Below are 24,568 nucleotides of genomic sequence, written 5' to 3'. Positions count from 1 at the left end.
CCTAGCCCCTGGCCGGCAGGTCGTCGGCCAGGTAGAAGCCGTCGTTGGGCACCCCCCCGCCAATGAAGGCCGGCGACAGCTCGGCCAGGGCACCGAGGAAGCCTTCCAGCTCGGGGCGGGCCTGGGTTGCGCTGCGCATCTCGAGCCGCGTGCGCTTGATGGCCCCCTCGATCACCGGGGCCGGCAGCGACGAGTACCGGGCGCCCAGTTGCCCAGCCTCGGCGGGATTGGCCGCCACCCAGTCCACCGCGCCGGCCACCGCTGACTGCACGGCAACAATCCACTCGGGACGCGACTCGAACAGCTCACGTCGACAGATGACGCCGGCCTGGGGTAGCCCCGGCGGCGTTCCCGTCAGCCGCGCCCACTCCGCCTGCAGATCGAGTTCGACCGTATCCAGGCCGAGAGACGATGCCTGCAGGCGCGTGGAGGTGCGCATCGGCTCGGGCAACACGGCGGCATCGAGGCGCTGCGCCAGCAGGGTCTGCACCGTCTCGAAGGGGCTGGCCTGATAGGTGACACGCAGGTCACGGCCGATCTCCATTCCCTCGCGGTCCAGCAGGTAGCGCAGCACCAGGTCGGGCATGTCGCCGCGCCAGGGTACCCCGACATGGATTCCGGCTAGATCCGCAAGGCTTGCCAGTTCGCCGTCGAGGCCCAGTATCCCCAGCGTGCCCCAGACGTTGACGTTCATCAGCACCACCGGCACGCCACGGTTGTAGAGGTTGGCCGCCACGTTGGTGGGTGTCGCCGTGAGCTGGACTTCGCTGCCGGCAATCCAGGCGCGCAGCTGATCGGGGTCGCGCCAGGTACGCAGCTCACGCTCGCCGAGGTGCTCGATGAGGCGCGGATCCCTCAAGGCACGCGCCAGGATCACCTGAGGCAGGCCCAGCGGGGAAGCCACCTGCAGTCCGGCGGAGGCCGCCAGGCCCAGCCCCGGAAAAGCGCTCAGGGCGGCCGAAGCAACAGCGAATTGCAGCAGCTGGCGGCGTTGGATGTCGATCATGGGGTCACCTCGCATTGACGGAAGAGGAAAGCGTCGGCCACGGCGGGCTGGCGCAGCAGGGCTCCCGCCGCTTCATAGAGAAAGGCAGCATCGCGCTCGCCGAAGGGCCGCTCGACGCGCTCCTCGTGGACGATGCGGCCCGGGGAGGGCGACATCACCAGAATGCGGTGCCCCAGGCGCAGGGCCTCGGTCAGGTCATGGGTGACCAGCAGCGAGGCGATGCCGCGCCGCCCCAGCAACCCCAGCAGCAGCGTCTGAGCTTCGCTGCGCAGCCCCACGTCGAGGGCGCTAAAGGGCTCGTCGAGTAGCAGCAGGTCGGCATCGACAGCCAGCGCCCGCGCCAGGGCCACACGCTGCTGCATGCCACCGGAAAGCTCGTGGGGATAGTGGTCGTGACGTTCGCCGAGCCCCAGCTCGTCGGCCAGCGCCCGGGCCCGAGCCAGGCGCTCGCGACGCGGTACCGCCGTCGCCTTGAGACCCAGGGCGATATTGTCGAGCAGGCGCCGCCAGGGCAGCAGCCTCGGCTCCTGGAACACCACCGCACTGCGATGAAACGCATCGCTGACAATGCCTTCCGTGGGCACGACCAGGCCGGCAGCAATGCGCAGCAAGGTAGTCTTGCCGCAGCCCGAAGGCCCCACCAGGCACACCGACTCTCCCGGTGCCACCGTCAGGTCGATGGTCTCCAGCGTTCGATCACGGCCGAAAACGTGGCCAACCGCTTCGAGCCTGAGCATCAGAACCCTCCCCGCCCGTGCTGACGCCAGGGCTCCATGCGCCGCTGCAGCGGTCGCAGCAGGCCATGCTCGGCGGCCAGCAGCAGTGCGACCACCAGCACGATCCAGGCCATGGCCGCGGCGGTGTCCAGGTTGACCCGGGCCATGGCCAGACCGGCGCCGATGCCATCCTCGGTGGCAAACAGCTCGGCCATGACCGCCACCTTCCAGGCCACGCCCAGTGAGGTGATCAGGGCGGGAAACACGTAGGAAGCGATATGCGGCAGGTGGAAGTCGAACAGGCGCATGAGCGGCGGCACCTGGTAGACATCGGCCATCTCCTGCAGACGCCGGTCGCGGGTCAGTGCCCCCATCTGGGCGCCGGCAAAGCTGACCGGCAGCGAGGTGGCCATCACCGTGTAGACCGTGGCCAGCGAGCCGCTGCCGAACCAGAGGATGGCCAGCACGATCCAGGCAATCGGCGGTATGCCCAGCAGCACGGTGGAGACAGGTTGCAGCGCCCTACCCAGGGCGTGTGACAGCCCGGCGAGAATGCCCAGCGTCGTACCCACCGCCGCCGCCAGGGCAAAGCCCAGCATGGCACGCCAAGTCGTTGCCAGCACCGCACTGGCCGCACCCTCCTGCCACAGCCGACCCAAGGCTGCCAGGGCATCCCGCGGCCCGGGCAGCAGGAAACTGCCGTAGACCAGACTGCCCCATTCCCACAGCGCCACGAACAGCAGTACGCCGGTCAGGCTTCCCCCCCAACCCAGCAGCGCCTCGACGCCTCGCACCGGTAGTGATCGCTTCATGGCTCCTCGCTGAAACAAGAATGAGAACGATTGGATATTAATTGGGGGAACGGCGGCGCTTACTGACCTGGATCAAACAAGAATGATTATAAGATGCATTACATTTACCACATCAACCCACAGGAGCTCCCAATGCCTACGCAACGTCGCACCCTGTCCTACCACCCCCTCTTCGCTCTTGCCCCACTCTCCTTGACGATTGCCGCCACGCTGAGCCTGCCGGCACAGGCCGGTGAAGGCAGCGCCTTCGACCTGCCCAGCGTGACGGTCACTGCCAAGGGCTACGAGGCCGACGAGCTCGACACCCCCAGCGCCACCCTGACCCTCGACGCCAGCCGTGCGCCGGCCAGCGAAAGCGTCGGCAGCCTGTTCCGCGGCCAGCCTGGCACCGCCGTGCACGGCGACGGCAGTTGGGGTCAAAACCCGGTGTTGCGCGGTCTGAAAAAGGAGAGCATCGTGCTGCAGGTGGACGGGGTACGGCTCAACTCGGCCCAGCCCCAGGGCGCGTTGGCCTCGTTCGCCAGCCTCGGACTGCTCGACAGTATCGAAGTGGTCAAGGGTCCCGGCTCGGTGCTGCACGGTTCCGGTGCCCTGGGTGGTGCGGTCAACCTGCGCACGCCTCAGGCCGAGTTCAGCGACCGGCCCAGCATCGGCGGGCGCTTCTCGGCCAGTGCCGGCAGCGTAGACGACAGCCTCGGCGGTGGTGCGATCCTCACACTCTCCAATGCCGATCACGCCCTGGTGCTGGGCGCCACCGGACGCGACGTGGGCGACTACGACACCCCGACGGGACGCGTCGAGAACAGCGGCTTCGAATCGAGCGCCTTCCTGGCCAAGTACGCCTTCCGACTGGCCGAAGGACATCGCCTCCAGCTCAACGTGCAGGGCCAGGAGGATCGCAACGTCTGGTATCCCGGCTCGGCCAAGCAGGCTCCGAACCCTGCTCTCGGTACCCTGACCATCCATTCCCCACGCCAGGAGCGTGAGCTTTACGAGCTCAGCTACGAAGGTGAGATCGGCCCCGGGACGCTGGAAGCCAGCCTTTATCGACAGGAGGTGTTGCGTCAGATTCGGGCCTGGTCGAGTGGCCAGGAGCGCAACCAGGTGTGGAACGACGTCACCTTTACCACTGACGGGGTCCGCGCCCAGTACCGCCTGCCGCTGGGTGAACGTCACCTGCTGACCGTCGGGGCGGAAACCTGGGAGATGAGCGGCGACCCTCAGCGCTTCCAGTACAACCCACCCCTCTCCAACAACGCCGTGGCCACCTCGCCGTTTCGTAACGGCGTGATCGAGAGCCGCGGGGTGTTCCTGCAGGACGAGATCATGTTCGACGACTGGACGCTGATGCTCGGCGCTCGCTACGACAGCGTGACCGGCGATGCCGATATCAAGGGCAGCGGTCCGGACGCCACCACCGAAGGCTTGAGAAGCGAGAGCGACACGCTGTCCTGGTCGGTCGGCGCCATCTACAACGCCTCGCCGATGCTCAACCCCTACGTCAGCCTGGGCAGCGCCTACCGCGCCCCGGACATGCGCGAACGCTTCGAGGACGCCGCCCGCGGTGACGGCTACTTCCACGTCGGCAACCCGCAGCTCGACCCCGAACAGTCCACCAACCTGGAAATCGGCCTGAAAGGGCGCAGCGAACGCGGCGAGTATCGCCTGGCCGCGTTCCACACTCGTATCGACGACTATATCGCCGGCCGCATCACTGGTGACACCAACGCCCAGAACCAGCCGATCAAGCGCACCGAGAACCTCGACCGGATTGAAATCCAGGGGCTGGAGGCGGGCTTCTTACTGCCGCTGGAGGGCAGCCTGGCGGGAGGCCACTGGCAGCTCGATGGCAGCCTCACCTGGCTACGCGGCACCAACAAGCAGGATGACGAGCCGCTCTACCAGATGCCCGCCCATGAGGCGACCCTGGGCATCGGTCAGCAGCCGCCGGTCGGCTTCCACTGGCACGCTCAGGTCCGCGGCGTGGCCAGCCAGGACCGCACCGCCGACCTGTTCTCCAACGGCACCGAGCCGAGCACGCCGGGCTACGCCACCGCCGACCTGGGTCTGGGCTGGCGCTTCGGCCCGGCGGCGGGACTGTCCAGCTTCGAGGTGGGACTCGAGGTCAACAACCTGTTCGACCGCACCTACCGCGAGCACTTGACCGACCAGCCGGAAGGCGGCGAGCTGCTAGCCCCCGGCCGCGGTGCCCTGCTGAGCCTGCGCGGCCGCTTCTGAAGCGGGGCCTCAGCCCTCCACCATCGCCTTCACCTGCTCGACGATGTGCGCGCCGATGGGGATGGCGGAGGTCGCCGCCGGCGAGGGAGCGTTGCCCACGTTGAGGGTGCGTCGGGTGTTGACGAACAGGAAGTCGTCCACCAGCTTGCCGTCCCGGGAGACCGCCTGAGCGCGCACCCCGGCCGGGTAGGGCTCGAGGTCCTCGACGGTGAGGCTGGGGCAGTACTTGCGCACCAGCTCCAGATAGCCGCGCTTGTAGAGCGAATTCTTCATCTCGACGAGCCCGGGGCGCAGGTTGCGCGCCAGTACCTTGAGGATGCCCGGGTTGGTGAACATCTGCGCCAGGTCAGGCAGCGAGACGTCTCGCTTACGATAGCCCTCGCGCTTGAAGGCGAGCACCGCGTTGGGGCCTACCGTTACGCTGCCGTCGATCATGCGCGTCAGGTGCACGCCCAGGAACGGCATGGAGGGGTCAGGGATCGGGTAGATCAGGTGGTTGACGATCGCATTGTGCTTGGCCGGCAGGCGGTAGTACTCGCCACGGAAGGGGCAGATGGTGAAGCCCGGATCCTGGCCCAGCAAACGGATCACCCGGTCAGCCATCAGCCCCGAGCAGGTGACGAGGTAGCGGCCGGTGAATTCGCCATCGCGGCTTTTCACCACGACTTCCTGGCTGCGCTCCTCCAGGCCCGTCACCTCGCAGCCGTAGCGGATCTCGCCGCCCATGCTCTCGAACTCGGCGGCCATGGCCCGGGTCACCGCGGCGTAGTCGACGATGCCGCTGGAAGGCACGAAGATGCCGCCGACCCCGGTAATGTTGGGCTCGCGCTCGGCCAGCGCCTCGCTGGAGAGCCACTCGCGCTCCAGGCCGTTGGCTTCGGTGCGCTCCCAGAGCGCCTTCATGCGCTCCATCTCCAGCTCGTTGGTGGCCACCAGCAGCTTGCCACAGGTGTCATAGGGGATATCGTGGGCCTGGCAGAACTCGACGGTGGCGCGGTTGCCGGCCAGGCAGAAGCGCGCCTTGAGGCTGCCCGGGGTGTAGTAGACCCCGGCATGGATCACGCCGCTGTTGTGGCCGGTCTGGTGCCGGGCCGGCCCCGCTTCCTTCTCGAGCAGCAGCATGCGCCGGTCGGGGTAGGCCTGCTTGAGCTGCATGGCGGTAGACATCCCCAGGATGCCGCCGCCGACAATGATGAAATCGTGCATCTTCTCTCTCTGCTGAAACGCGCTGGCTGAGACGCGCTTGCGGACACGCGCATGCCACGCCGCGAGGCGTGGCATGGCTCACATCATGACAACCGCTCGGGCTGCCGTCACTTCCCGCCTTACACCTGGCGCGGGTTGCGCAGGGTCTTGGCGTGGGTGAAGTAGCCGCGCTGGCGCATCAGCTCGCGGCGCAGGTCCGGGTGCGGGGTGAAGCGGTCGCGACCGTGCAGCCAGAAGTGGTTGTTGATCAGCAGGAAGCTGCCCACCGGGTTGGGCAGGGAAACGATGGCCGGACTGGTCTCCAGGGACTCGGAGAGGTCGGTCAGCCAGTTACCCTCCTCATAGTCCTTGGGCTGCACGAACTGGTCGATGTAGGCCATGATCGGGCGCCCCTCGCGGTCCACGTCGAAGACCGGATGGAAGACGTCGCGGTCGACCTTCTTGCTGGGTGGCGCGGTCCAGCGCATCGGCCGGTGGGCCAACGGGTGGGCGAAGAAGCGCTCCAGCTCGGCCCAGTCGTCCAGGTGCAGCAACAGGGAGTTGCCACCTTCCATGTTCTGCTCGTCGATCTTCATCATCAGCACGTAGTCGGTGTCCTGCTCGACGAAGGTACCGTCGTTGTGCAGCTCCATGACGCGATGCGGCTGACGCAGGTAGGAGTCGGAGTTGTCGACGTTCTTGACCACGAAGCGGGCGTAGTACTGGCCGCTCATGGCGTCGTAGTTGGAGCGACCCATCAGGTGGGCCACGGCGGTGGACACCTTGACCATCTCCTCGGCCTGCTCGACGCAGTCGAGCCCTTCCATGACCACCTGGAAGCCACCGGTGGCACGGTCCACCAAGGTGTTGACCAGCACCGGCTGCAGGGTGTTGTCGCACAGGTCGTCCAGGATCCTGGCCACGCGGAAGCGCAGCATCGACTTGTACTCCAGCGCCTGCACCGGCCACTCGGCCACGGCCGCCACGAAGGCCTCGACCACCTCGCGGGAGATCGTCAGCTGGATCAGGCGCGGGGAGGCAGCGGAAGGGGCCAGGGTGAAGCCGCGGATATCGGCGGGCAGCGGCATGGCAGTAGCGGGAAGCTGGGTCAGGATCGACATGTCAGGTCTCCAGGGGGTGTTGTGGACTGAGATGACTGCCCTCCGAAAATATCTACGCTTTTATTTTATGTCAAAATATTTGATCTATGTTGACACATCATGGCAAAAAAAATGCCGAGGCCCATCGCGGGCCTCGGCCAAGCAACCAATCAGCAGGGAATCGTCAGGCAGAGAGCGCGTCCAGCGAGCGCTCGATGATGCCCAACCCCTCCTCGACCAGCTCGGATGCTGCGGTGATGGGCACCAGGATACGCACGGTGTTGCCGTAGAAGCCGCATGAAAGCAGGATCAGTCCCTGCTCGCGGGCCTTGGCGCACAGCGCCTGTGCCTTGGCAGGATCGGGCCGACCATCGGCATCGAGCAGTTCGAAGGCCGCCATGGCGCCCAGATTGCGCGCATTGCCTACAGCAGCGAAACGTTCTTCCCACACGGCGAAACGCTCGGCCAGCAGGCGGCCCATCTGCTCACTGCGGGCGAGGATGTTCTCCTCCTCGATCACATCCAGCACCGCCAGCGCCGCGGCGCAGGAGAGCGGGTTACCGCTGTAGGTGCCGCCCAGCGAGCCGGGGCCGGAGGCGTCCATCACCTCGGCGGTACCCACTACCGCCGAGAGCGGCATGCCGTTGGCCAGCGACTTGGCGGTGGTCAGCATGTCCGCTTCGATGCCGCTGTGCTCGAGCGCGAACAGCTTGCCGGTGCGGGCGAAGCCCGACTGCACCTCATCGACGATCAGCAGGATGCCGTGGCGATCGCACAGCTCGCGCAGCGCCTTGAGATAGGCCGGCGAGGCGATGTAGAAACCGCCCTCGCCCTGCACCGGCTCGATGACGATGGCTGCCACCCGATGGGCGGGGATATCGGTCTTGAATACCTTCTCCAGTCCCTCGAGGGCCGCTTCCTCGCTGATGCCGTGCAGCGGATTGGGGTAGGGGGCGCGGTAGACGTCTCCCGGCATGGGGCCGAAATCGTTCTTGTAGGGCAGCACCTTGCCGGTCATCGCCAGCGTCAGCATGGTACGGCCGTGGAAGGCGCCGTCGAAGGTGATCACCCCGGAGCGGCCGGTGGCGGCACGGGCGATCTTGACTGCGTTCTCCAGCGCCTCGGCGCCAGTGTTGACCAGCATCGCCTTGCGCTCTGGCCCCTTCACCGGCGCCACTTCGCACAGGCGCTGGCACAGCTGGATGTAGGGGGCATAGGAGATTACCGCTGAGCAGGTGTGCATCACACGGCCGAGCTGCGCCTGGACCGCCTCGACGATCCTGGGGTGGCGGTGCCCCAGGTTGAGCACACCGATACCACCGGCGAAGTCGATCCAGCGACGACCATCCTCGTCCCACATTTCGGCATTTTCGGCGCGGGCCACGAACTGCTCGGTGGGGGTGGCGGCCCCCCTCGCCACGAAGCGGTTCTTGAGTTCATTGAGTTCAGCGTTGGTGAAGCTGCGAGACATAAGGGTGTCCTCAGGGGTCTTAGAGTGAGACGGGTGAAAGGCAAGCTATCAGCCGCCTCAGCTACCGCCTATGGACCAATTCCCTCCACGACTGGACCAATTCGCCGGGCACACGGCATACTGGCGGCCGCTTCTTCCGGCCCTGACAACCGAAAACATGACCGCACCCGTACCCCTGGCCGCACTTCGGAAGCGCTTCCAGCTGCAACCGGAACGCCTCGGCAAGAGTGCGCGCATCGAACAGGCCCTGCGCCTGGCCATCCTCCACGACTGGCCAGATGGCAGCCGGCTGCCCTCCCACCGAACGCTGTGCCGGGAGCTGGGGGCGGCCCGGGACACCCTGGCCCAGGCCGTAAGGCGCTTGCGAGACGAGGGCCTTCTCGTCACCGGCCAGGGCCAGGGCACCTGGACTCGTCGACCGCGCCTGTCACAACCGCCTTCATCCACGCACTCCCCATCGCTCTCCACCCGGGCTCGCAGCATCCTGCAGACCCGCAGTGCCAGCGCCATCCAGAGCGGTGCCTTCATGCCGGGCATTCCGGATATCACCCAGTTCCCCATGACCAAGTGGCGCGAGCTTTATTCCAGCGTGACCGTACCGCGCAATGCCCTACTGCTCTCCTACTCCAGCGGCGGCTACGGCCCGCTCAAGCGGGCCATTCGCGACTTCCTGTGGGGCTGGCGACGACTCACCTGCGACACCGAACAGATCATCATCACCGACGGCACTCATAACGGCATCGAGCTATGCGCCCTGGCCCTGACCGACGCGGGCGACCGGGTGCTGATGGAGTCGCCCTGCTACTGGGGAGCGCGCAATATCTTCACCGCCGTAGGGGCGACGGTAGAGCGGGTCGCCTGGCATGCCGATACGGGCCATGCCCCGCGGCGCTCGAACCACCCCGTGCAGCTGGCGTACTTTACCGGCTCGCACCACTACCCGCTGAGCGTGCCCACATCGCCGGCGCATCGGGTCGCCTTGTGTGATGCGGCTGCCCCACGCTTCGTGCTCGAGGACGACTACGAATTCACCGGCCAGGACGGCGCCAACCTGTTATTCGACGGACGCTCGCCACAGCACCTGCTGGTGGGCTCGTTTTCCAAGCTGATGTTCCCCGGCCTGCGGCTGGGATACCTGGTGGCCCCCAGAGAACTTGTCGAGCCGCTCAACCAGCTCAGAAGCGAGGTTTTTCGCGAGGGACGCCTGCTCGACCAGGCAGTCCTTGCGCAGTTTCTCGCCGAGGGCGAGCTCGATACCTGGTACGCCAGGATCCAGCGTGACTACCTGGCCCGGCAGCAGGTCATGCACGACCAGCTGGTCCGAGTGCCGGGCGTGGTGCATGTCTCCCCGCCCAGCCACTCGATCAGCCTCTGCGTGCAGTTCGCGCCAGGGGTCGACGACCGCCGCATCGCCCGCAAGCTGCTACAAGCCCACCTCATCACCCGCCCCTTGAGCCCCGTGTGCAGCGCCGACGATTTCCGTAGCGGCCTGATACTAGGCGTCGGCATGCTGTCGGGGCGCCTCCTGGCTGCTGAGGCGAACCGCCTGCGGCTTGCCCTGACCCGCCTGCTGGATACCTGAGACGCTCCCTGCACCGCGTGCCGAATTTCCGCTACGCAGCTGTCGACATAACATAGATATCCGACCAATTCTGTAGAAATTTCTATGGAACGACCTCTTTTCGTGTGATTTACTCAACAGCATGGACGAGCACCGCGAACGTCAACCCGCGGCTACAACTTACAACCCACTCCCGCTCTGAAAGAGGTTCCCATGAAGTTTTCCAGCCTGATCAAGACCACCCTGGCCACTTCCGTCGCAGCCACCATCGTGGCTAGCCCGCTGCTGTACGCAGACAACGTGCGCCTGCGCATGCACACCTTCTACGGCACCGAGGTCGATCACATTGCCGCCGACCTGCGCGACCGCGTCAGCGAGGCCAGCGACGGCTCGATTCGCATTCAGTTCTTCCGCGGCGGCGAGCTGGTCGACAGCGACCAGTTCGTTGACGCCGTGGCGCGCGGCACCATCGACATCGCGCATGGCGTAGGCAGCTACTGGCCGGGGCGCGTCGGCATCGGAATCATCGAAGGTGGCTTGCCGGGCGCCTGGGTCAGTGCCGACGAAGCCCGTGACATTTTCGCCAACCAGGGGCTCGACGAACTGGTAGCCGAAGCCTACGAGGAACAGGGCGCCAAGCTGATCGGCCGCGGCTTCGGCAGCGACTACGGCCTGCTCACCCGTGAGCCCGTCAGCAGCCTGGACGACCTGCGCGGCATGCGCATCCGAGCGACCAGCTCCATTGCAACCGTGTTGGAAAAATTTGACGTCCCGACCGTTTTCCTGCCGGGTGAAGAACTCTACGTGGCGCTCTCGACCGGCGTGATCGACGGCGCCGTCTACGGCGGCCCGGTGGAATACGAGCAGCTCAAGCTGCATGAAGTCGCCAAGCACTACACCGACATCAACCTGCTCAACCCGGGCTGGACCGAGAACGCCCTGGTCAACCCGCGCACCTGGGAGCGTCTCAGCGAGGAGCAGCGCAGCATCTTGACCGAGGCCATCGACCAGTACCTGCTGGACGTGCACAACTGGCTGGAAGAGGGCAACCGTGCCGTGATCGAGGCCGGCGACATCTTCGAAGTCGCCGAGCTGTCGGAAGAGGACTCCAACCGCCTGGCCGAAGCCGCCCTGCCCGTCTGGGAAGCCGAGGCCGAGAAGTCCGAGCGCAATGCCCGTGCCGTCGAGATTCTGATCAACAACGCCGTCGAGCAAGGACGTTTGAGTGAGTAAAGTCACCCGCTACCTGAGGGTGCAGGACGGTCTTTCCGACTGGGTCGGCAGGGCCGTCTCCTGGCTGACGCTGGGCATCATCGGGGTGCTGCTCTTCGAGGTCGTGTCTCGCTACCTGCTCAACTCCCCCACGATCTGGGGGCATGAGCTGTCGACCATGTTCTTCGGCGCCCTGAGCATCCTGGCGGGAAGCTACACCCTCCGACATCACGGTCACGTGCGCAGCGACGTCATCTATCGCCTGCTTCCGTTTCGGGCCCAGGCTTTCTGCGACGTGGTGATCTTCGGTCTGGCGCTGGTGGTACTGGCGGTCGTCCTCCACATGGCGGTGGACTTCGCCTACCACTCATGGCGCATCGGCGAGTTCTCCAACCGCAGCGTGTGGCGGCCGCCCCTGTGGCCGATCAAGGCCACCATCCCTCTGGCCGTCGGTCTGATGATGCTGCAGTGCCTGGCTGAACTGGTACGCGCGGCGCTTCGTCTGGCCGGTATCGCCTATGAAGACCCCCGCGACGACCTGCGCGATGACCTGGAAGACACAGAGCGCTAGAGAGCGCTTCTAAACGCATCATGAAAGGCACGTCCCTCGGGCGTGCCTCACACAGAGCTTGCTTATGGCTGAACTCGAGCCCCTGACAATCACCGCCATCATGTTCCTCTCCATGCTGGTGCTCATGGCGATGGGGGCCCCGCTGGCCCTGGCGCTGATGATCTCCGGCATGGGCAGTGCCTACCTGATGTTCGGCCCCGGCGGCCTGGACCTGCTGCTGGCCTCCGCCTATAGCGCCATGGACAACTTCCTGCTGGTATCCCTGCCGCTGTTCATCTTCATGGGCCTGGTACTCGAACGATCCGGCATCACCGACGCCCTGTTCGACATGATCCACAAGTGGATGGGCAGTATCCCCGGCGGGCTTGGCGTGGGTACGGTGCTGATCTGCGCGCTGATCGCCGCCATGGCGGGCGTTTCCGGTGCCGCCACCGTTAGCCTGGGCATCATCGCCCTGCCGGCCATGCTCAAGCGCGGCTATCACAAGCGCCTGGTCACCGGCACCATCATGGCCGGCGGGGCGCTGGGTTTCCTGATCCCGCCCAGCGTACTGATGATCGTCTACGCCTTCCTCGCCCGGGAATCCGTCGGCAAGCTGTTCGCCGCGGGCCTGATGCCCGGCCTGATGCTCGCCGGCATCTACATGGCCTACATCCTGATCCGCTGCCGCCTCAACCCCGAGCTGGGTCCGGCTGCGCCCGCGCAGGAACGCTTCACGGTCCGGGAGAAACTCCAGTCGCTGCGCCATGTCATCGCTCCGGGCCTGCTGGTGGTGACGGTGCTCGGCTGCATCATCGGTGGCGTGACCTCGCCCTCGGAGGCTTCCGCGGTGGGGGCCGGCGGCGCCCTGCTGATCGCAGCCATGCGTGGCAAGCTGAGCTGGAAGCTGCTGCGCTACGTGATGCTCAATACCACCAAGATCACCGGGATGCTGATCTGGATCGCCATCGCCGCGGTCTTCTTCAGCCGCATCTACATGGGTCTGGGCGCCGGCATGATCATCAGCGACATGATTCACGACTTCGCCCTGTCGCCCTATACCGTGATCCTCTTCATGCTGCTCAGCTTCTTCCTGCTGGGTATGTTCCTGGATGACTTCGCCATCCTGTTCATCACGGTACCGCTCTATGTGCCCATCGTGCGTGAACTCGGCTTCGACACCACCTGGTTTGCGGTACTGTTCATTCTCAGCATGCAGTCCGCCTACCTGACGCCACCCTTTGGCTACAACCTCTTCTACATGAGGTCGGTGGCACCGAAGTCGATCTCTATCATCGACATCTACCGCTCCGCGCTGCCGTACGTGGGCCTGCAGATCCTGGGCCTTGCACTGATCGTGGCCTTCCCGGGAATCGCCCTGTGGCTGCCGAGCGTACTGTTCTAGCCGGCTGGCGGAGTGCCCTCCCGGGCACTCCGCCCCAGGATCGAAGCCTGCCTTCCCCAAGCGTGAAAACATCATCGAATCGGCACTGGCAAAATTGTCCAAATGCCCCCATGATGTGTGTGTCGCAAACGCCCACTGGAGCATCATGAGTACGGCACGACACACTTCCAATGCGGAACTCCTCGACCCCCCGCGAAGCTGCCCTGACCTCGATGTCAGGGACCTGGAAAAGCGCACACGCCTGATGCGCATCGTCACAAGGCTGATCGCCGTCTCCGACCTCGGCTGCCGCGATATCGCGCGCCGTGCCGGACTACCGGCCCAGAAGATCAGCGACCTGCTGGCAGGCCGCCTCGAGCACCTCTCTCTCGATGAGCTGCGGCTGGTCTATCACACCATCGATCCGGAAGGCGCTCTCAACTACTGATACGCCACCACGAAGATGGTACGCCTCACGGCCAGATATAGAACGCCTCGCACTGCGCGAGGCGTTTTTTTATCGCTTTTTTTCTCTTTCCCCACATCAGCTTAGGGAAACATTAAGCGAACATTAAGAGCTTGCTAACGTTTAGTTGACTCACATCAAGCGCCTAGACCTTGGTAGAAGGTAGCCTGTCGTCATCCCCTCGCTCCATGAAAACGAAGGCCACCGGAGGCGCCATGGACTCTATTCGTCGATCCTTGCTCGGTCAGCTGGCCCGCCTCAGCGCGGGTGCCGCCCTGATACCGCTCGCAAGCGTTGCCAGCGCCGGCATCAACAGCCAGCCGCCCCGCCGAGAAGGCGACCCCACCAAGCGCTACGGCATGCTCATCGACCTGCGCCAATGCATCGGCTGCCAGGCCTGCACCGTGTCGTGCCATATCGAGAACGACGCTCCGCTGGGCAAGTTTCGCACCACCGTTTCTCAGTACGAGGTGGAGCATCAGGAGAGCGGTGAGCTTGCCACCTTCATGCTGCCGCGCCTGTGCAACCACTGCGAGAACCCGCCCTGCGTGCCGGTCTGCCCGGTCCAGGCGACCTATCAGCAGCAGGACGGCATCGTGGTGGTGGACAGCGACCGCTGCGTGGGCTGCGCCTACTGCGTCAACGCCTGCCCCTACGACGCCCGCTTCATCAACGACAGGACTCAGACCGCCGACAAGTGCACCTTTTGCGCTCACCGCCTGGAAGCCGGCTTGCTGCCGGCCTGCGTGGAGAGCTGCGTGGGCGGCGCGCGGATCATCGGCGACATGCGCGACCCCGAGAGCCAGATCAGCCGCATGATCGCGGAGCACCGCGACGAGCTGATGGTGCTGCAGCCCGAAAAGAACACCCTGCCCCAGGTCTTCTACCTCGGCATGGACGAGCGCTTCATCACGCGCCCGCTCGCCGAGCCGGTGGCCCTGGAAGTCCTCGATCCCCACGGCAAGGAGATGGGTTATGAATTCCATGGCCATTGAGCTGCTCGCGCCCCGCTACGCCATCGCCTGGTACCCCTGGGCAGTGCAGTACTTCTTTTTGATCGCGCTCTCCTACGCCACCCTGTGGCTGGCGGCTCCGGCCCTGGTGTTCGGCAAGCAGCGCTGGCTGCCCACCGCACGCCTGGCCATGCTGGCCTGCCTGACCACCACCCTGGTCGCCCCGGTGGCGCTGCTCGCCGACCTGCACCAACCGCTGCGCTTCTGGCACTTCTATGCCTACGCCACCTCGAGCTCCTGGATGTCCATCGGCAGCCTGCTGCTGCCGCTCTACGTGGTGGGCGTGCTGCTGCTCGCCTGGCTGGCCTGGCGCCCGGTGCTGCAGGCCAGCCGCCAGGCACCCGGCCTGCCGGGCCTCGCCGCCCGCCTGCTGTCGTTCGGCTCCGCCCCCACCCCGCGCGCGGCGCTGGTGCTGGTGGGCCTGGGCACCCTCGCGCTCTCCACCGGCATCATGCTCTATACCGGCGCCGAGCTCGCCGTGGTCAAGGCGCGCCCGCTGTGGCACACCGTCTGGCTGCCGCCGATGCTGGTCGCCACCGGCTTCATCGCCGCCGCCGGCCTGATCCTGGTGCTCAACCGGGTCAGCGGCCTGCGTGACCAGGCCACCATCGGCCAGATGCTCAGGGTGCTGCTGGGCGCCTGCCTGGTCGCCGGCCTGGTCGCCGGCAGCTGGTTCCTGGACGGCATCAACGCCAACGTAGGCTCGGTGGCCGCGGCGCTGGACTCGGTGCGCGCAAGCCCCTCCTGGCGCAGCACCGCCCTCTGGGGCGGCCTGACCGGGGTGGCCCTCTTCGGCGCCGTGCTCTACCTGCTTACCCGCCCCGCCGCCCGCCGCCCGGCCCTCTTCGCCTGGGCCTGGGTGCTGGGCCTGGTGGCCATCCACATGGGCTGGATGTTCCGCTGGGTGGTGCTGATGGACGTGCAGCACGTGGCCCGCAACAGCGCCGGCTTTCACCACTACGGCATCCCCGCCGGCTCCTCCGGCCTGCTCGGCATCGTGGGCACCTTCGGCCTGTGGCTTGCCGCAGCTCTGGTGATCGACCTGCTGATCCCCTGGCGCCAGGCGCGCCAGGGCGGCAGCGCCGCCGACGTCTCACTCTCGGACAGCTCCGACAGCCCCGCACAGTCCGACGCCCAACGCGCTGCACACAACATGGAAGGAGCGCCCCGCCATGGCTAAGTCCCCCGTCGATACCTCACGCCGCCGCTTCATGAAGGGTGCCGTCGCCGCCGGCGGTGCCGCCACCTTCGTCGCCGGCTACTCGGACCCCCTGGCCAAGATGGCCAAGGGCGTGACCGGCAGCGCCGGCGAGACGCCGAAGCACCCGATCCACGGCAACTCCCTGGTGCCGGAATACCGGGTCGACCTCGACAGCGGCGAGCTCACCCTCAACCCGGACCAGCGCACCGCCTTCACCATCTGCTACGGCTGCACCACCCAGTGCGGCGTGCGGGTGCGCGTCGACAACGAGAGCGACCGGGTGCTGCGCGTCTCCGGCAACCCCTACCACCCGCTCTCTGCCGACGACCACCTGCCCATGCGCACCCCGGTGGCCGAGGCGCTGCGCCACGTCAGCGCCTACGGCGACCAGGGCCAGGTCAACCGCTCCACCGCCTGCGCCCGCGGCAACGCCATGATGAGCCAGCTGGAGAGCCCCTTCCGCATCGACCACTGCCTCAAGCGGGTAGGCGAGCGCGGCGAGCGCCAGTGGCAGAAGATCTCCTTCGAGCAGCTGATCGAGGAGGTCTGCGAGGGCGGCGACCTGTTCGGCGAGGGCCACGTGGACGGCCTGCGCGCCATCCACGACCACGACAGCCTCATCGACCCGGAGAACCCGGAATTCGGCCCCAGGGCCAACCAGCTGATGGTGATGGAGGCCACCGACTACGGCCGCTCGGAGCTGCTCAAGCGCTTCACGCTGAACGCCTTCGCCACCCGCAACTACGGTCACCACGGCTCTTACTGCGGCCTGGCTTTCCGCATGGGCTCGGGGGCGGTGATGAACGACCTGGGTGCCAACGCCCACGTCAAGCCGGACATCCAGAACGCCCGCTTCATCATGTACATCGGCACCGCGCCGAGCCAGGCGGGCAACCCCTTCAAGCGCCAGGGCCGGCTGATCGCCAAGGCCCGCGCCGAGGGCACCCTGGAGTACGTGGTGGTGGACCCGGCGCTCAACGCCGCCGCCTCCCACGCCGCCGACCACAACCGCTGGGTGCCGATCCGCCCCGGCACCGACAGCGCCTTCGCCATGGCCATCATCCAGTGGCTGCTCGACAACGAGGGCTACGCCCGGGCGTTCCTGGAACTGCCCGGCAAGGCCGCCGCGGACGCCGCCGGCGAGGCCACCCACTCCAACGCCACCCACCTGGTGATCGACACCCAGGACCACCCCCGCCGCGGCCGTTTCCTGATGGCCAGCGACCTGAGCCTGGCCGAGGCCGGCAGCGACGCCGATGCCCCCCTGGTGGTGGTCGACGGCGAGCTCGTTCACGGCGAGGAGGCGATGGCCGCCGAGCTCTTCGTGGACCGCGAGGTGGAACTTGCCGGTTCGTCGGAAGGGCCTGGCACCACCGTGCGGGTGAAGAGCAGCATGACCCTGCTGCGCGAATCAGCCAACGAGTACGACCTGGCCACCTACGCTCAGCACTGCGGCATCCCCGAGGCCACCATCGTCGAGCTGGCCGAACGCTACGCCGGCCACGGCCGCCGCGCCGTGGTCAACTGCCACGGCGGCATGATGTCCGGCAACGGCTTCTACGCCGCCTTCGCGGTGCAGATGCTCAACCTGCTGGCCGGTAACGTCAACATGAAGGGCGGCAGCGCCGTGGGCGGCGGCCAGTTCAACGGCTTCAGCCAGGGCCCCCGCTACGATCTCGTGGACTTCCCCGGCAAGCGCGGCCCCCAGGGGGTCTTTCTCTCCCGTTCGCGCTTCCCCTACGAGCGCTCCTCGGAGTACCGCCGCAAGGTCGAGGCCGGCGAGAACCCCTACCCGGCCAAGGCGCCGTGGCGCTCCTTCGCCCCGCCCACCCTCACCGAGCACCTGCCCTCGGCGCTGGACGGCTACCCCTACCCGATCAAGGCGCTGATCGGCTGCATGGCCAACCCCATCTACGGCCAGGCTGGGCTCGAGGCGATGATCGCCGACAAGCTCAAGGACCCGAAGCGCCTGGGGCTCTTCGTAGCGGTGGACGGCTTCATCAACGAGACCAACCGCTACGCCGACTACATCGTGCCCGATTCGGTGATGTACGAGGTATGGGGCTTCACCGGCGCCTGGAAGGGCACGCTGGGCCGCCTGACCACCGCCTGCTGGCCGGTGGTGGCGCCGCGCCAGCAGAAGACCGCCGAGGGCGAACCGGTGTGCCAGGACAGCTTCTTCATCGCCGTGGCCAGGCGCCTGGGCCTTTCCGGCTTCGGCGACGAGGCGATCCCCGATGCCGAGGGCAACCTGCACCCGCTCAACCGCGCCGAGGACTATTACCTGCGCGCCGCGGCCAACATCGCCTACATGGACGAGCCGCTGCCCGAGGCCGACGAGAGCGACATCGCCCACGCCGGGCTCACCCCGCTGCTGCCGCGTCTCGAACGCACCCTCAAGGAGGAGGAGCGTGGCCGGGTGGCCTACCTCTACGCCCGCGGCGGGCGCTTCCAGGACGCCAGCGACCACTTCCGCGGCGAGCGGCTGACCAACGCCTGGCGCCGCACCCTGTGCGTCTACAACGAGGTGGTGGGCACTAGCATCGACACCATGAGCGGCAAACCCAACCGCGGCGTGCCCGGCCACAGCCTGCCGCTGCTGGCCAACCAGCAGGCCATGCGTGAGGTGTTCCTCGAGGAGGAGTGGCCGCTGCTCGCCTTCTCGTTCAAATCCAACCTGATGAACTCCTACGCCATCGGCAACGAGCGGCTGCGCATGATCAAGCCCTACAACCCGGTGCAGATGCACCGTGAGGACGCCGAGCGCTACGGCATCCGCCACGGCGATACCATCCGCATCGAGAGCCCCGGCGGCAGCGTGGTGGGTCTGGCGCTGGTCAGCGAGAGCGTGATGCCGGGGTCGCTGGGCATCGAGCACGGCTACGGCCACCGGGACCTCGGCGCCACGCCGCATGTGATCGACGGCGAGTCCCAGCCGGACATGCCCTGGCTGCGCGCCGGCATCAACATCAACGACCTGGGCTTCCGGGACCCGACCCGCCACGTGGACGGCACCTGGCTCGAGCCCATCAGCGGCGCCAGCGTGCGCCAGGGCCTGCCGGTAAGGGTCCGCCGCGCCTAGTGCTGTCTCACCATGGAACGCTAAATCGCCCCGGCCAGAAGAGCCCGGGGCGATTTCGCTTCCTTGCCATACGCCGAGGCTCTAGTCTTCGCGCTGCTCGTACTCCTCGGCCACGCGGATGGCCTCGGCTTCGGTGTCGTGCTCGGAGATGACGATCTCGTTGCTGGGATCCGTCTCGTCGATCACGTTCCAGCCGGTTACCGGCAGGTTCATGTCCTGAGCGTCACGGATCGGTTCGACGCGTGCCTGCTTGGGTCCGCTCTTGGGCATGTTGCCTCCTTGCTCTGCTGCGTGTGCCTCATCAAGCTAGTCAACCCTCGTCAGCAAGCCAAACGAAGCCGCAGCGTCACGCCTCGGGCGCCAGGTCCGTCACCGCCCCAGTGCTGGCAGAGCTCACCGTGCGGGCGTACTTGGCCAGCACGCCGCGGGTATAACGTGGTACGGGCTGGCGCCACGCGGCTCGCCTCCGTTCCAGCTCCACAGCGTCGACGTGCAGCTCGATGGTGTCGGCCTCGGCATCGATGGTGATGGTGTCACCGTCCTCGACCAACGCCAGCGGGCCGCCCTCGAAAGCCTCGGGCGAGACATGCCCCACCACGAAGCCGTGGCTGCCGCCGGAGAAGCGCCCGTCGGTGATCAAGGCCACCGAATCACCCAGCCCGCGGCCCATGATCGCCGAGGTGGGGGTAAGCATCTCACGCATGCCGGGTCCCCCCTTGGGCCCTTCATAGCGAATCACCACCACGTCGCCGGACACCACCGTGCCGTCATTGATGCGCGCCTGGGCCTCCTCCTCGGAACCGAACACCCGGGCGCTGCCGGAGAAGCGCGTGCCCTCCTTGCCGGTAATCTTGGCTACCGCGCCCTCAGGAGCCAGATTACCGTGGAGAATACGCAGGTGGCTCTCGGCCTTGAGCGGAGCGTCCAGCGGCGCGATGATCTGCTGGCCCTCCGGATACGGCTCGACACCGGCCAGGTTCGCGGCCAGCGTCCGGCCCGTCACCGTCAGGCAGTCGCCGTGGAGCAGACCGGCGTCGAGCAGGGTCTTCATCAGCGGCTGGATGCCACCGATCTCGACCAGCTCGCTCATCATGTAGCGGCCGCTGGGGCGCAGGTCGGCCAGCACCGGCACGCGCCGACCGATCTCGGTGAAGTCGGCGAGCGAGAGCGGCACGTCCACGGTAGCGGCCATGGCGATCAGGTGCAGTACCGCGTTGGTGGAGCCGCCCAGTGCAATCACTACGGTGATGGCATTCTCGAAGGCCTCGCGGGTCATGATGTCGGAAGGTTTTATATCGCGCTCGAGCAGTTCGAGCACCGCAGCACCGGCCGCCTCGCAGTCTTCACGCTTGGCCTGGGACACGGCATTTTGCGCCGAGCTGCCCGGCAGGCTCATGCCCAGCGCCTCGATGGCCGAGGCCATGGTATTGGCGGTGTACATGCCACCGCAGGAGCCGGGCCCGGGGATGGCCGTCTCCTCGATCTGCTTGAGCTCGATCAGCTCCAGGTCACCGCGGCTGTGAGCCCCCATGGCCTCGAACACCGAGACGATGTCGGTGTGGTTCTTGCCGGGCTGGATGGTGCCGCCGTAGACGAACACGCTGGGCCGGTTAAGGCGTGCCATGCCCATCAGGCAACCCGGCATGTTCTTGTCGCAGCCGCCAATGGTCACCAGGCCGTCGAAGCCCTCGCAGCCGGCCACGGTCTCGATGGAGTCGGCGATCACCTCCCGCGACACCAGCGAGTACTTCATGCCCTCGGTGCCGTTGGCGATGCCGTCGGAGATGGTGATGGTATTGAAGATCACGCCCTTGCCGCCGGCCCCGTCGGCACCGTCGCGGGCTCGCTCGGCCAACTCATGGATATGGCTGTTGCAGGGCGTGACCATGCTCCAGGTGGAGGCGATGCCCACCTGGGGCTTGGAGAAGTCCTCGTCAGTGAAGCCCACCGCACGCAGCATGGCGCGGCCAGCCGACTTGCCGACGCCATCCACCACCGAGGCTGAGTGACGGCGACGGGGATCCTGGGGCGAATCGCTCATGGGACACCTTCCTCTGCAATCGTCGGGGACACCTAGAGAGTGGCGCTCAATGTGCCAGCTGACAACCTTGCTTGCCTCTGCATTGGAACGGGGCAGCGGGACGGCCGGGTTGCTAGAGTGCGGGCTTCACATCGCAATCCCATCGCAAATAAAGGAACGTGACATGGACCACAACTCCCAGGAGCTGCTGCGCGATCTCATCGAGCCGCTCTATCGTGGAAAATTCTGGATGCAGCTGACCGGCATCATGCTGATCCTCTCCGGCATCCTTACCGCCCTCTCCATCGTCGGCCTGCTGGTGGCCTGGATCCCCATCTGGGCAGGCTGGGTACTGATGCAGGCCGCCGGTGCCGCCGGACGCGTCTTCGACAGCGGCGACCCGCGCGACATGAAGTTTACGCTGGGCAAGCTCAAGACCTACTTCACGATCTTCGGCGTGCTGATCCTCATCTATCTGGCCATCGCCTTGATCGGCATGCTGTTCGGTGCCGCCGGCATGATGGGGATGATGGGCGGCTACATGTAGTCACTTCAGGTACGACAAAATACAGGCGCTCGCCGTGTTTCCCGGCGGGCGCCTGACCTTCCCCCAAGGGGCGGATTCAAGGTAGATCCAGCTGTTGTCACCGCACCGCGGTAGGATGAAGCCTCGCGCCTGGACGTAGCCAGGCGATCAGCAGACTGACCAGTGTCGAGGCCGCCAGCGCACCGAGGAAGGGTGGCAGCGTGGGAATGCTGCCGGGAAAGCTTGCCGCCAGCACGCCCGCCGACAGGCTGCCCTGGGCGACCCAGCCCGGCAGGACGGCGCCAAGCATGCCGGCCACGCCGCCGGCCACCGCGGCCAGTGGCGACATGCGCCGCCACAACCCCAGCAAGACCGGTACCACGATGGCGGCACACAGCAGGTCGGCGATCAGGAACAGCCGCAGTACCGAGAAGCCCTGCAGCGCCACTGCCACCACCGGCACCATCAGCACTACGGTAGCCAGCCGCGCCGCGCCGATGGAGAGGCCACGCCGACCGGAGCCTGCCACCGCCAGCGAGGCGATGCCGTTCTGCAGGGTATCGACGCTGGAGGCCACCAGCGTGACCGCCAGCACCAGCGCCGGTAGCGCCAGCCAGCCCGGAGCCTCGCCAAGCAGCGCAAAGAAGGGTATCGGCGGCTCGCCCAGCGCTACGCCGCTCATGGCCGCCAGCATACCGAGCCCGCCCACCAGGGCGACCACCGCCACGGTAGTGGCGCCGCCCAGCCAGGCGCCGCGATTGAGCGCGCGATCGTCCCGCGCCGCCCACACCCGCTGCCAGTAACCCTGATGAAACAGGTTGGCGGCCGTGACCGCGATGATCAGCGTCAGCGCCACACTCAGGGCACTGCCGACAGGAATCGAAGGCAGTGCCGCCTCGACCGGCATCTCGGGCAGTCTCAGCAGCGCCACACCGCCCACCACCAGCAACAGCGCGATCAGCAGCCAGGCCTGCCAGCGGTCGGTGGCCAGGCTCGCCCGCAGCCCGCCGATGGCGGTATAGAGCAGCGTGGTGACGGCCACCCCGACCACCACCAGCGCCGGAGGCACGTCGGAGAGCAGCGCGGTAATCGCACCGATGGCGGTCAACTCGGCTATCAGAAAGATGGCCATATAGGCCACAGAGACAACAGAGACCCAGCGACGCACGCCGACGCCATAGCAGGCCTCGGCAAACTCGCCGATGCTGCGCCCCTCGGGCAGGTGACGGCGAATCGTCGGGCCATAGAGCCCCAGCACGATGAACGGCAGCGCCGAGCCGATGGCGTAGCCCGCCAGCGCCACGGGGCCGACGAAGGCTCCGATCTCCGGCGGGGCAAACAAAATCCACGCTCCCATACCCGAGGCCAGGAACGAGAGCCCCAGGCTGGCGGCGGGCTGGGAATTGCGGGCGGTAACGTAGTCGTCGAGGGGGCCATCGGCCCGGCGGGCACGCAGTCCCAGGAAAGCAAAGCACAGTAGCGCCGCGCCAAGCACGGCTGACGTCAGGTAGGGCATGTCGCGCTTCCTCCGCCGGTATGAACCGGATCAGGTTCCAGGGTCAGCGCCTTGCGCTCTCTCAGCCTCATCCATGCGAGACTCCCCTGGCGACAGTGAATGAATTGTAGTGTCAGGTCTCAAGCTGGCCCTTGCCGAGCCGATATGACCTCGAGCCCCTTGAATGATATAACAACGACAAAATCATAACTAACCCCCCCGCAGGGAACCAAAATGACTTTCAGTGAAGCCAAGGAACACGCCCCGGGTCGCCTTCACCAGATCTTTGCCGACCCTTACTCCGCCTTCGACAACCTGGTCACCGAGCGTCAGCTACACCTGAGGGTTGCCGTACAGGCGCTCATCGGCGAACCCCTGGCCAAGGGCAGGCTGACGCTGCGGGTCATTCATGGCTGGGAGAACGGCGGCTTCGAGCCGGAGGACCTGGCCCACAGCGACCACCCCATTGCCTCGCCCGAGATGCTGGAGCCGGTACGCACCCGCTACCAGCAAGCCCTGGCAGCAGCCTCCCCGCTGCCTCACGACGAAGCAACACTGCTCTCGGGTCCACTGGCCGAGGCCATTGCCGCCGCCGAGGCCAAGGGAGAAACGCTCGACGAGGAAACGCGCACCATACCCGCCCGCTGGCCCGCCTTCGAAAACGGCCTTTCCCTCTACACCCTGTTCAAGGTCTATCACCGCCTGACCTACGGCGAAGACGACCGCTACCGCTCAGTCCGCTGCGAAACACCGCAAGGCCCACGGGAAGTTCATGAGTTCCACCTGGAAGAGGGAGAGTTCGCCGTGATCCGCCCTGCCGACGACACACCGGGCAATACTATCCTGGCGCTGCATGTCAGCCAGCTCGAACCGGTGCTGGAGCTGCTCGAGGCCTGCCAAGACTAGCCCTTCCTCACTTCTTCTCCCGCGGCACCCGGCCCATCAGGTAGAACTCCGGGTTGGGTGGCGTGCCAGTGAGGGTGACCAGGCGGTTGGAGAGACCGAAGAAGGCGGTGATGGCACCGATGTCCCAGATGTCGTCGTGGGTGAAGCCAGCCTCAGAGAGGCGGGCCTGCCAGTCGTCGGTAAGCACGCCCACCTCCAGTCCGCAGTGCAGAGCGAAGTCGAGCATCACCCGGTGGCGCTCGCTGATCGGCGCAGTGCGATGGTTGATGGCAACCTGGTCGGCGAGCAGCGGATCCTTGCTGTAGATACGCACCAGGGCGCCGTGTGCCACCACACAGTAGAGGCAGCGGTTGCGCGCGCTGGTGGCCACCACGATCATCTCCTTCTCCGCCTTGGTCAGGGTGTCGGACTCCCGTTCCATCAGGGCATCGTGGTAGGCGAAGAAGGCGCGGAACTCGTCGGGGCGATGCGCCAGCATAAGGAAGACGTTGGGAACGAAGCCGGCCTTCTCCTGCACGGCAAGAATGGCCTCGCGGATATCCTCTGGCAGGTCCTGGATCGACTCGGGTACCGGAAAGCGGCTTATCGGAGTTGTCATGGCGTTCTCGCTTGTCGTTGTTGTGC

Annotated in this window: 21 protein-coding genes and 1 riboswitch; of the genes, 11 read left to right on the top strand and 10 right to left on the bottom strand. The window is 66.4% G+C overall.

The genetic code is table 11. The features are described 5' to 3' along the window. Window position 1: 1 nt before the first annotated feature. The 3 genes from H1D44_RS09100 to H1D44_RS09090 are packed head-to-tail and all read right to left on the bottom strand — an operon-like array spanning window position 2 to window position 2,534. On the bottom strand, window positions 2-1,006 hold the full coding sequence (locus tag H1D44_RS09100; protein ID WP_181514537.1) for an ABC transporter substrate-binding protein: 1,005 nt from the start codon (window positions 1,004-1,006) through the stop codon (window positions 2-4). Next, window positions 1,003-1,743, bottom strand: a complete 741-nt coding sequence (locus tag H1D44_RS09095; RefSeq protein ID WP_181514536.1) for an ABC transporter ATP-binding protein — start codon at window positions 1,741-1,743, stop codon at window positions 1,003-1,005. Before H1D44_RS09095 ends, H1D44_RS09100 begins: the two co-directional genes overlap by 4 nt. Further along, a complete protein-coding gene (locus tag H1D44_RS09090) occupies window positions 1,743-2,534 on the bottom strand; it encodes an ABC transporter permease (RefSeq protein WP_181514535.1) in 792 nt (263 codons plus the stop codon). Before H1D44_RS09090 ends, H1D44_RS09095 begins: the two co-directional genes overlap by 1 nt. Before the next feature lie 132 nt (window positions 2,535-2,666). Here H1D44_RS09090 and H1D44_RS09085 point away from each other — a divergent pair, with 132 nt between their 5' ends. Beyond that, complete coding sequence (locus tag H1D44_RS09085; RefSeq protein ID WP_181514534.1) at window positions 2,667-4,772, top strand: TonB-dependent receptor; 2,106 nt, start codon at window positions 2,667-2,669, stop codon at window positions 4,770-4,772. Between the two features lie 9 nt (window positions 4,773-4,781). Here the strand turns inward: H1D44_RS09085 and lhgO are convergent, their stop codons facing one another. The 3 genes from lhgO to gabT all read right to left on the bottom strand — a co-directional run bounded on the left by lhgO (window position 4,782) and on the right by gabT (window position 8,528). Then, complete coding sequence (lhgO, locus tag H1D44_RS09080) at window positions 4,782-5,978, bottom strand: L-2-hydroxyglutarate oxidase (protein ID WP_181514533.1); 1,197 nt, start codon at window positions 5,976-5,978, stop codon at window positions 4,782-4,784. Between the two features lie 119 nt (window positions 5,979-6,097). Continuing rightward, a complete protein-coding gene (gene glaH, locus H1D44_RS09075) occupies window positions 6,098-7,078 on the bottom strand; it encodes a glutarate dioxygenase GlaH (protein ID WP_181514532.1) in 981 nt (326 codons plus the stop codon). A 163-nt stretch (window positions 7,079-7,241) separates the two neighbouring features. Continuing rightward, window positions 7,242-8,528, bottom strand: coding sequence for a 4-aminobutyrate--2-oxoglutarate transaminase (gene gabT, locus H1D44_RS09070; RefSeq protein WP_181514531.1), 1,287 nt, complete (start codon window positions 8,526-8,528; stop codon window positions 7,242-7,244). Between the two features lie 157 nt (window positions 8,529-8,685). On the opposite strand from gabT, the gene H1D44_RS09065 reads away from it, so the two are divergent. The 8 genes from H1D44_RS09065 (at window position 8,686) to H1D44_RS09030 (ending at window position 18,997) form a co-directional block, all read left to right on the top strand. Beyond that, entirely contained in the window at window positions 8,686-10,110 is a 1,425-nt protein-coding gene (locus tag H1D44_RS09065) for an aminotransferase-like domain-containing protein (protein ID WP_181514530.1), read from the top strand. A gap of 192 nt (window positions 10,111-10,302) precedes the next feature. Beyond that, a complete protein-coding gene (locus H1D44_RS09060) occupies window positions 10,303-11,322 on the top strand; it encodes a TRAP transporter substrate-binding protein (protein WP_181514529.1) in 1,020 nt (339 codons plus the stop codon). Continuing rightward, window positions 11,315-11,872, top strand: a complete 558-nt coding sequence (locus tag H1D44_RS09055; protein WP_181514528.1) for a TRAP transporter small permease subunit — start codon at window positions 11,315-11,317, stop codon at window positions 11,870-11,872. Before H1D44_RS09060 ends, H1D44_RS09055 begins: the two co-directional genes overlap by 8 nt. Before the next feature lie 64 nt (window positions 11,873-11,936). Then, window positions 11,937-13,256: a TRAP transporter large permease gene (locus tag H1D44_RS09050; protein ID WP_181514527.1), complete on the top strand. Its 1,320-nt coding sequence runs from the start codon at window positions 11,937-11,939 to the stop codon at window positions 13,254-13,256. Window positions 13,257-13,401: 145 nt separating this feature from the next. Further along, window positions 13,402-13,683 carry an XRE family transcriptional regulator gene (locus H1D44_RS09045; protein ID WP_181514526.1) on the top strand — a complete coding sequence of 94 codons (282 nt, stop codon included), beginning with the start codon at window positions 13,402-13,404 and terminating at the stop codon, window positions 13,681-13,683. 233 nt (window positions 13,684-13,916) lie between these two features. After that, window positions 13,917-14,696 carry a sulfate reduction electron transfer complex DsrMKJOP subunit DsrO gene (gene dsrO / locus H1D44_RS09040; RefSeq protein ID WP_181514525.1) on the top strand — a complete coding sequence of 260 codons (780 nt, stop codon included), beginning with the start codon at window positions 13,917-13,919 and terminating at the stop codon, window positions 14,694-14,696. Then, a complete protein-coding gene (nrfD, locus tag H1D44_RS09035) occupies window positions 14,677-15,894 on the top strand; it encodes an NrfD/PsrC family molybdoenzyme membrane anchor subunit (RefSeq protein WP_181514524.1) in 1,218 nt (405 codons plus the stop codon). The genes dsrO and nrfD overlap by 20 nt, the downstream gene beginning before the upstream one ends. Further along, window positions 15,887-18,997 (top strand): molybdopterin dinucleotide binding domain-containing protein, encoded by a 3,111-nt coding sequence (locus tag H1D44_RS09030; protein WP_181514523.1) that lies wholly within the window; start codon window positions 15,887-15,889, stop codon window positions 18,995-18,997. Before nrfD ends, H1D44_RS09030 begins: the two co-directional genes overlap by 8 nt. Before the next feature lie 81 nt (window positions 18,998-19,078). On the opposite strand, the gene H1D44_RS09025 is transcribed toward H1D44_RS09030, so the two are convergent. Together H1D44_RS09025 and ilvD are read right to left on the bottom strand one after the other, a co-directional pair. Continuing rightward, window positions 19,079-19,267, bottom strand: coding sequence for a hypothetical protein (locus H1D44_RS09025; RefSeq protein WP_103968574.1), 189 nt, complete (start codon window positions 19,265-19,267; stop codon window positions 19,079-19,081). A 76-nt stretch (window positions 19,268-19,343) separates the two neighbouring features. Further along, window positions 19,344-21,038 (bottom strand): dihydroxy-acid dehydratase, encoded by a 1,695-nt coding sequence (ilvD, locus tag H1D44_RS09020; RefSeq protein ID WP_181514522.1) that lies wholly within the window; start codon window positions 21,036-21,038, stop codon window positions 19,344-19,346. Window positions 21,039-21,201: 163 nt separating this feature from the next. On the opposite strand from ilvD, the gene H1D44_RS09015 reads away from it, so the two are divergent. Beyond that, a complete protein-coding gene (locus tag H1D44_RS09015; protein WP_181514521.1) occupies window positions 21,202-21,564 on the top strand; it encodes a DUF5362 family protein in 363 nt (120 codons plus the stop codon). 97 nt (window positions 21,565-21,661) lie between these two features. Here the strand turns inward: H1D44_RS09015 and H1D44_RS09010 are convergent, their stop codons facing one another. Further along, entirely contained in the window at window positions 21,662-23,059 is a 1,398-nt protein-coding gene (locus H1D44_RS09010) for a sodium:solute symporter family transporter (RefSeq protein WP_181514520.1), read from the bottom strand. Continuing rightward, a riboswitch (TPP riboswitch) is annotated at window positions 23,049-23,157 on the bottom strand. Its footprint overlaps the gene before it by 11 nt. A gap of 115 nt (window positions 23,158-23,272) precedes the next feature. On the opposite strand from H1D44_RS09010, the gene H1D44_RS09005 reads away from it, so the two are divergent. Further along, window positions 23,273-23,944: a hypothetical protein gene (locus H1D44_RS09005; RefSeq protein WP_181514519.1), complete on the top strand. Its 672-nt coding sequence runs from the start codon at window positions 23,273-23,275 to the stop codon at window positions 23,942-23,944. Window positions 23,945-23,951: 7 nt separating this feature from the next. Here H1D44_RS09005 and H1D44_RS09000 read toward each other — a convergent pair whose 3' ends face one another. After that, window positions 23,952-24,542 carry a peroxidase-related enzyme gene (locus H1D44_RS09000; RefSeq protein WP_181514518.1) on the bottom strand — a complete coding sequence of 197 codons (591 nt, stop codon included), beginning with the start codon at window positions 24,540-24,542 and terminating at the stop codon, window positions 23,952-23,954. Window positions 24,543-24,568: the final 26 nt, after the last annotated feature.

It is taken from the genome of Billgrantia kenyensis, assembly GCF_013697085.1.
Classification (GTDB): domain Bacteria; phylum Pseudomonadota; class Gammaproteobacteria; order Pseudomonadales; family Halomonadaceae; genus Halomonas; species Halomonas kenyensis.
The sequence above is the reverse complement of the archived record's forward strand: the minus strand, read 5'-3'. Positions and strand labels throughout refer to the sequence as shown.

Excerpts from the sequence above, each read along its gene's own strand:
- H1D44_RS09050 (WP_181514527.1), top strand. The coding sequence starts at position 11,937 with ATGGCTGAACTCGAGCCCCTGACAATCACCGCCATCATGTTCCTCTCC.
- H1D44_RS09100 (WP_181514537.1), bottom strand. The coding sequence starts at position 1,006 with ATGATCGACATCCAACGCCGCCAGCTGCTGCAATTCGCTGTTGCTTCG.
- H1D44_RS09045 (WP_181514526.1), top strand. The coding sequence starts at position 13,402 with ATGAGTACGGCACGACACACTTCCAATGCGGAACTCCTCGACCCCCCG.
- H1D44_RS09030 (WP_181514523.1), top strand. The coding sequence starts at position 15,887 with ATGGCTAAGTCCCCCGTCGATACCTCACGCCGCCGCTTCATGAAGGGT.
- lhgO (WP_181514533.1), bottom strand. The coding sequence starts at position 5,978 with ATGCACGATTTCATCATTGTCGGCGGCGGCATCCTGGGGATGTCTACC.
- H1D44_RS09085 (WP_181514534.1), top strand. The coding sequence starts at position 2,667 with ATGCCTACGCAACGTCGCACCCTGTCCTACCACCCCCTCTTCGCTCTT.
- ilvD (WP_181514522.1), bottom strand. The coding sequence starts at position 21,038 with ATGAGCGATTCGCCCCAGGATCCCCGTCGCCGTCACTCAGCCTCGGTG.
- H1D44_RS09010 (WP_181514520.1), bottom strand. The coding sequence starts at position 23,059 with ATGCCCTACCTGACGTCAGCCGTGCTTGGCGCGGCGCTACTGTGCTTT.
- H1D44_RS09065 (WP_181514530.1), top strand. The coding sequence starts at position 8,686 with ATGACCGCACCCGTACCCCTGGCCGCACTTCGGAAGCGCTTCCAGCTG.
- H1D44_RS09000 (WP_181514518.1), bottom strand. The coding sequence starts at position 24,542 with ATGACAACTCCGATAAGCCGCTTTCCGGTACCCGAGTCGATCCAGGAC.
- glaH (WP_181514532.1), bottom strand. The coding sequence starts at position 7,078 with ATGTCGATCCTGACCCAGCTTCCCGCTACTGCCATGCCGCTGCCCGCC.
- H1D44_RS09015 (WP_181514521.1), top strand. The coding sequence starts at position 21,202 with ATGGACCACAACTCCCAGGAGCTGCTGCGCGATCTCATCGAGCCGCTC.
- gabT (WP_181514531.1), bottom strand. The coding sequence starts at position 8,528 with ATGTCTCGCAGCTTCACCAACGCTGAACTCAATGAACTCAAGAACCGC.
- H1D44_RS09060 (WP_181514529.1), top strand. The coding sequence starts at position 10,303 with ATGAAGTTTTCCAGCCTGATCAAGACCACCCTGGCCACTTCCGTCGCA.
- H1D44_RS09090 (WP_181514535.1), bottom strand. The coding sequence starts at position 2,534 with ATGAAGCGATCACTACCGGTGCGAGGCGTCGAGGCGCTGCTGGGTTGG.
- H1D44_RS09025 (WP_103968574.1), bottom strand. The coding sequence starts at position 19,267 with ATGCCCAAGAGCGGACCCAAGCAGGCACGCGTCGAACCGATCCGTGAC.
- H1D44_RS09005 (WP_181514519.1), top strand. The coding sequence starts at position 23,273 with ATGACTTTCAGTGAAGCCAAGGAACACGCCCCGGGTCGCCTTCACCAG.
- dsrO (WP_181514525.1), top strand. The coding sequence starts at position 13,917 with ATGGACTCTATTCGTCGATCCTTGCTCGGTCAGCTGGCCCGCCTCAGC.
- H1D44_RS09095 (WP_181514536.1), bottom strand. The coding sequence starts at position 1,743 with ATGCTCAGGCTCGAAGCGGTTGGCCACGTTTTCGGCCGTGATCGAACG.
- nrfD (WP_181514524.1), top strand. The coding sequence starts at position 14,677 with ATGAATTCCATGGCCATTGAGCTGCTCGCGCCCCGCTACGCCATCGCC.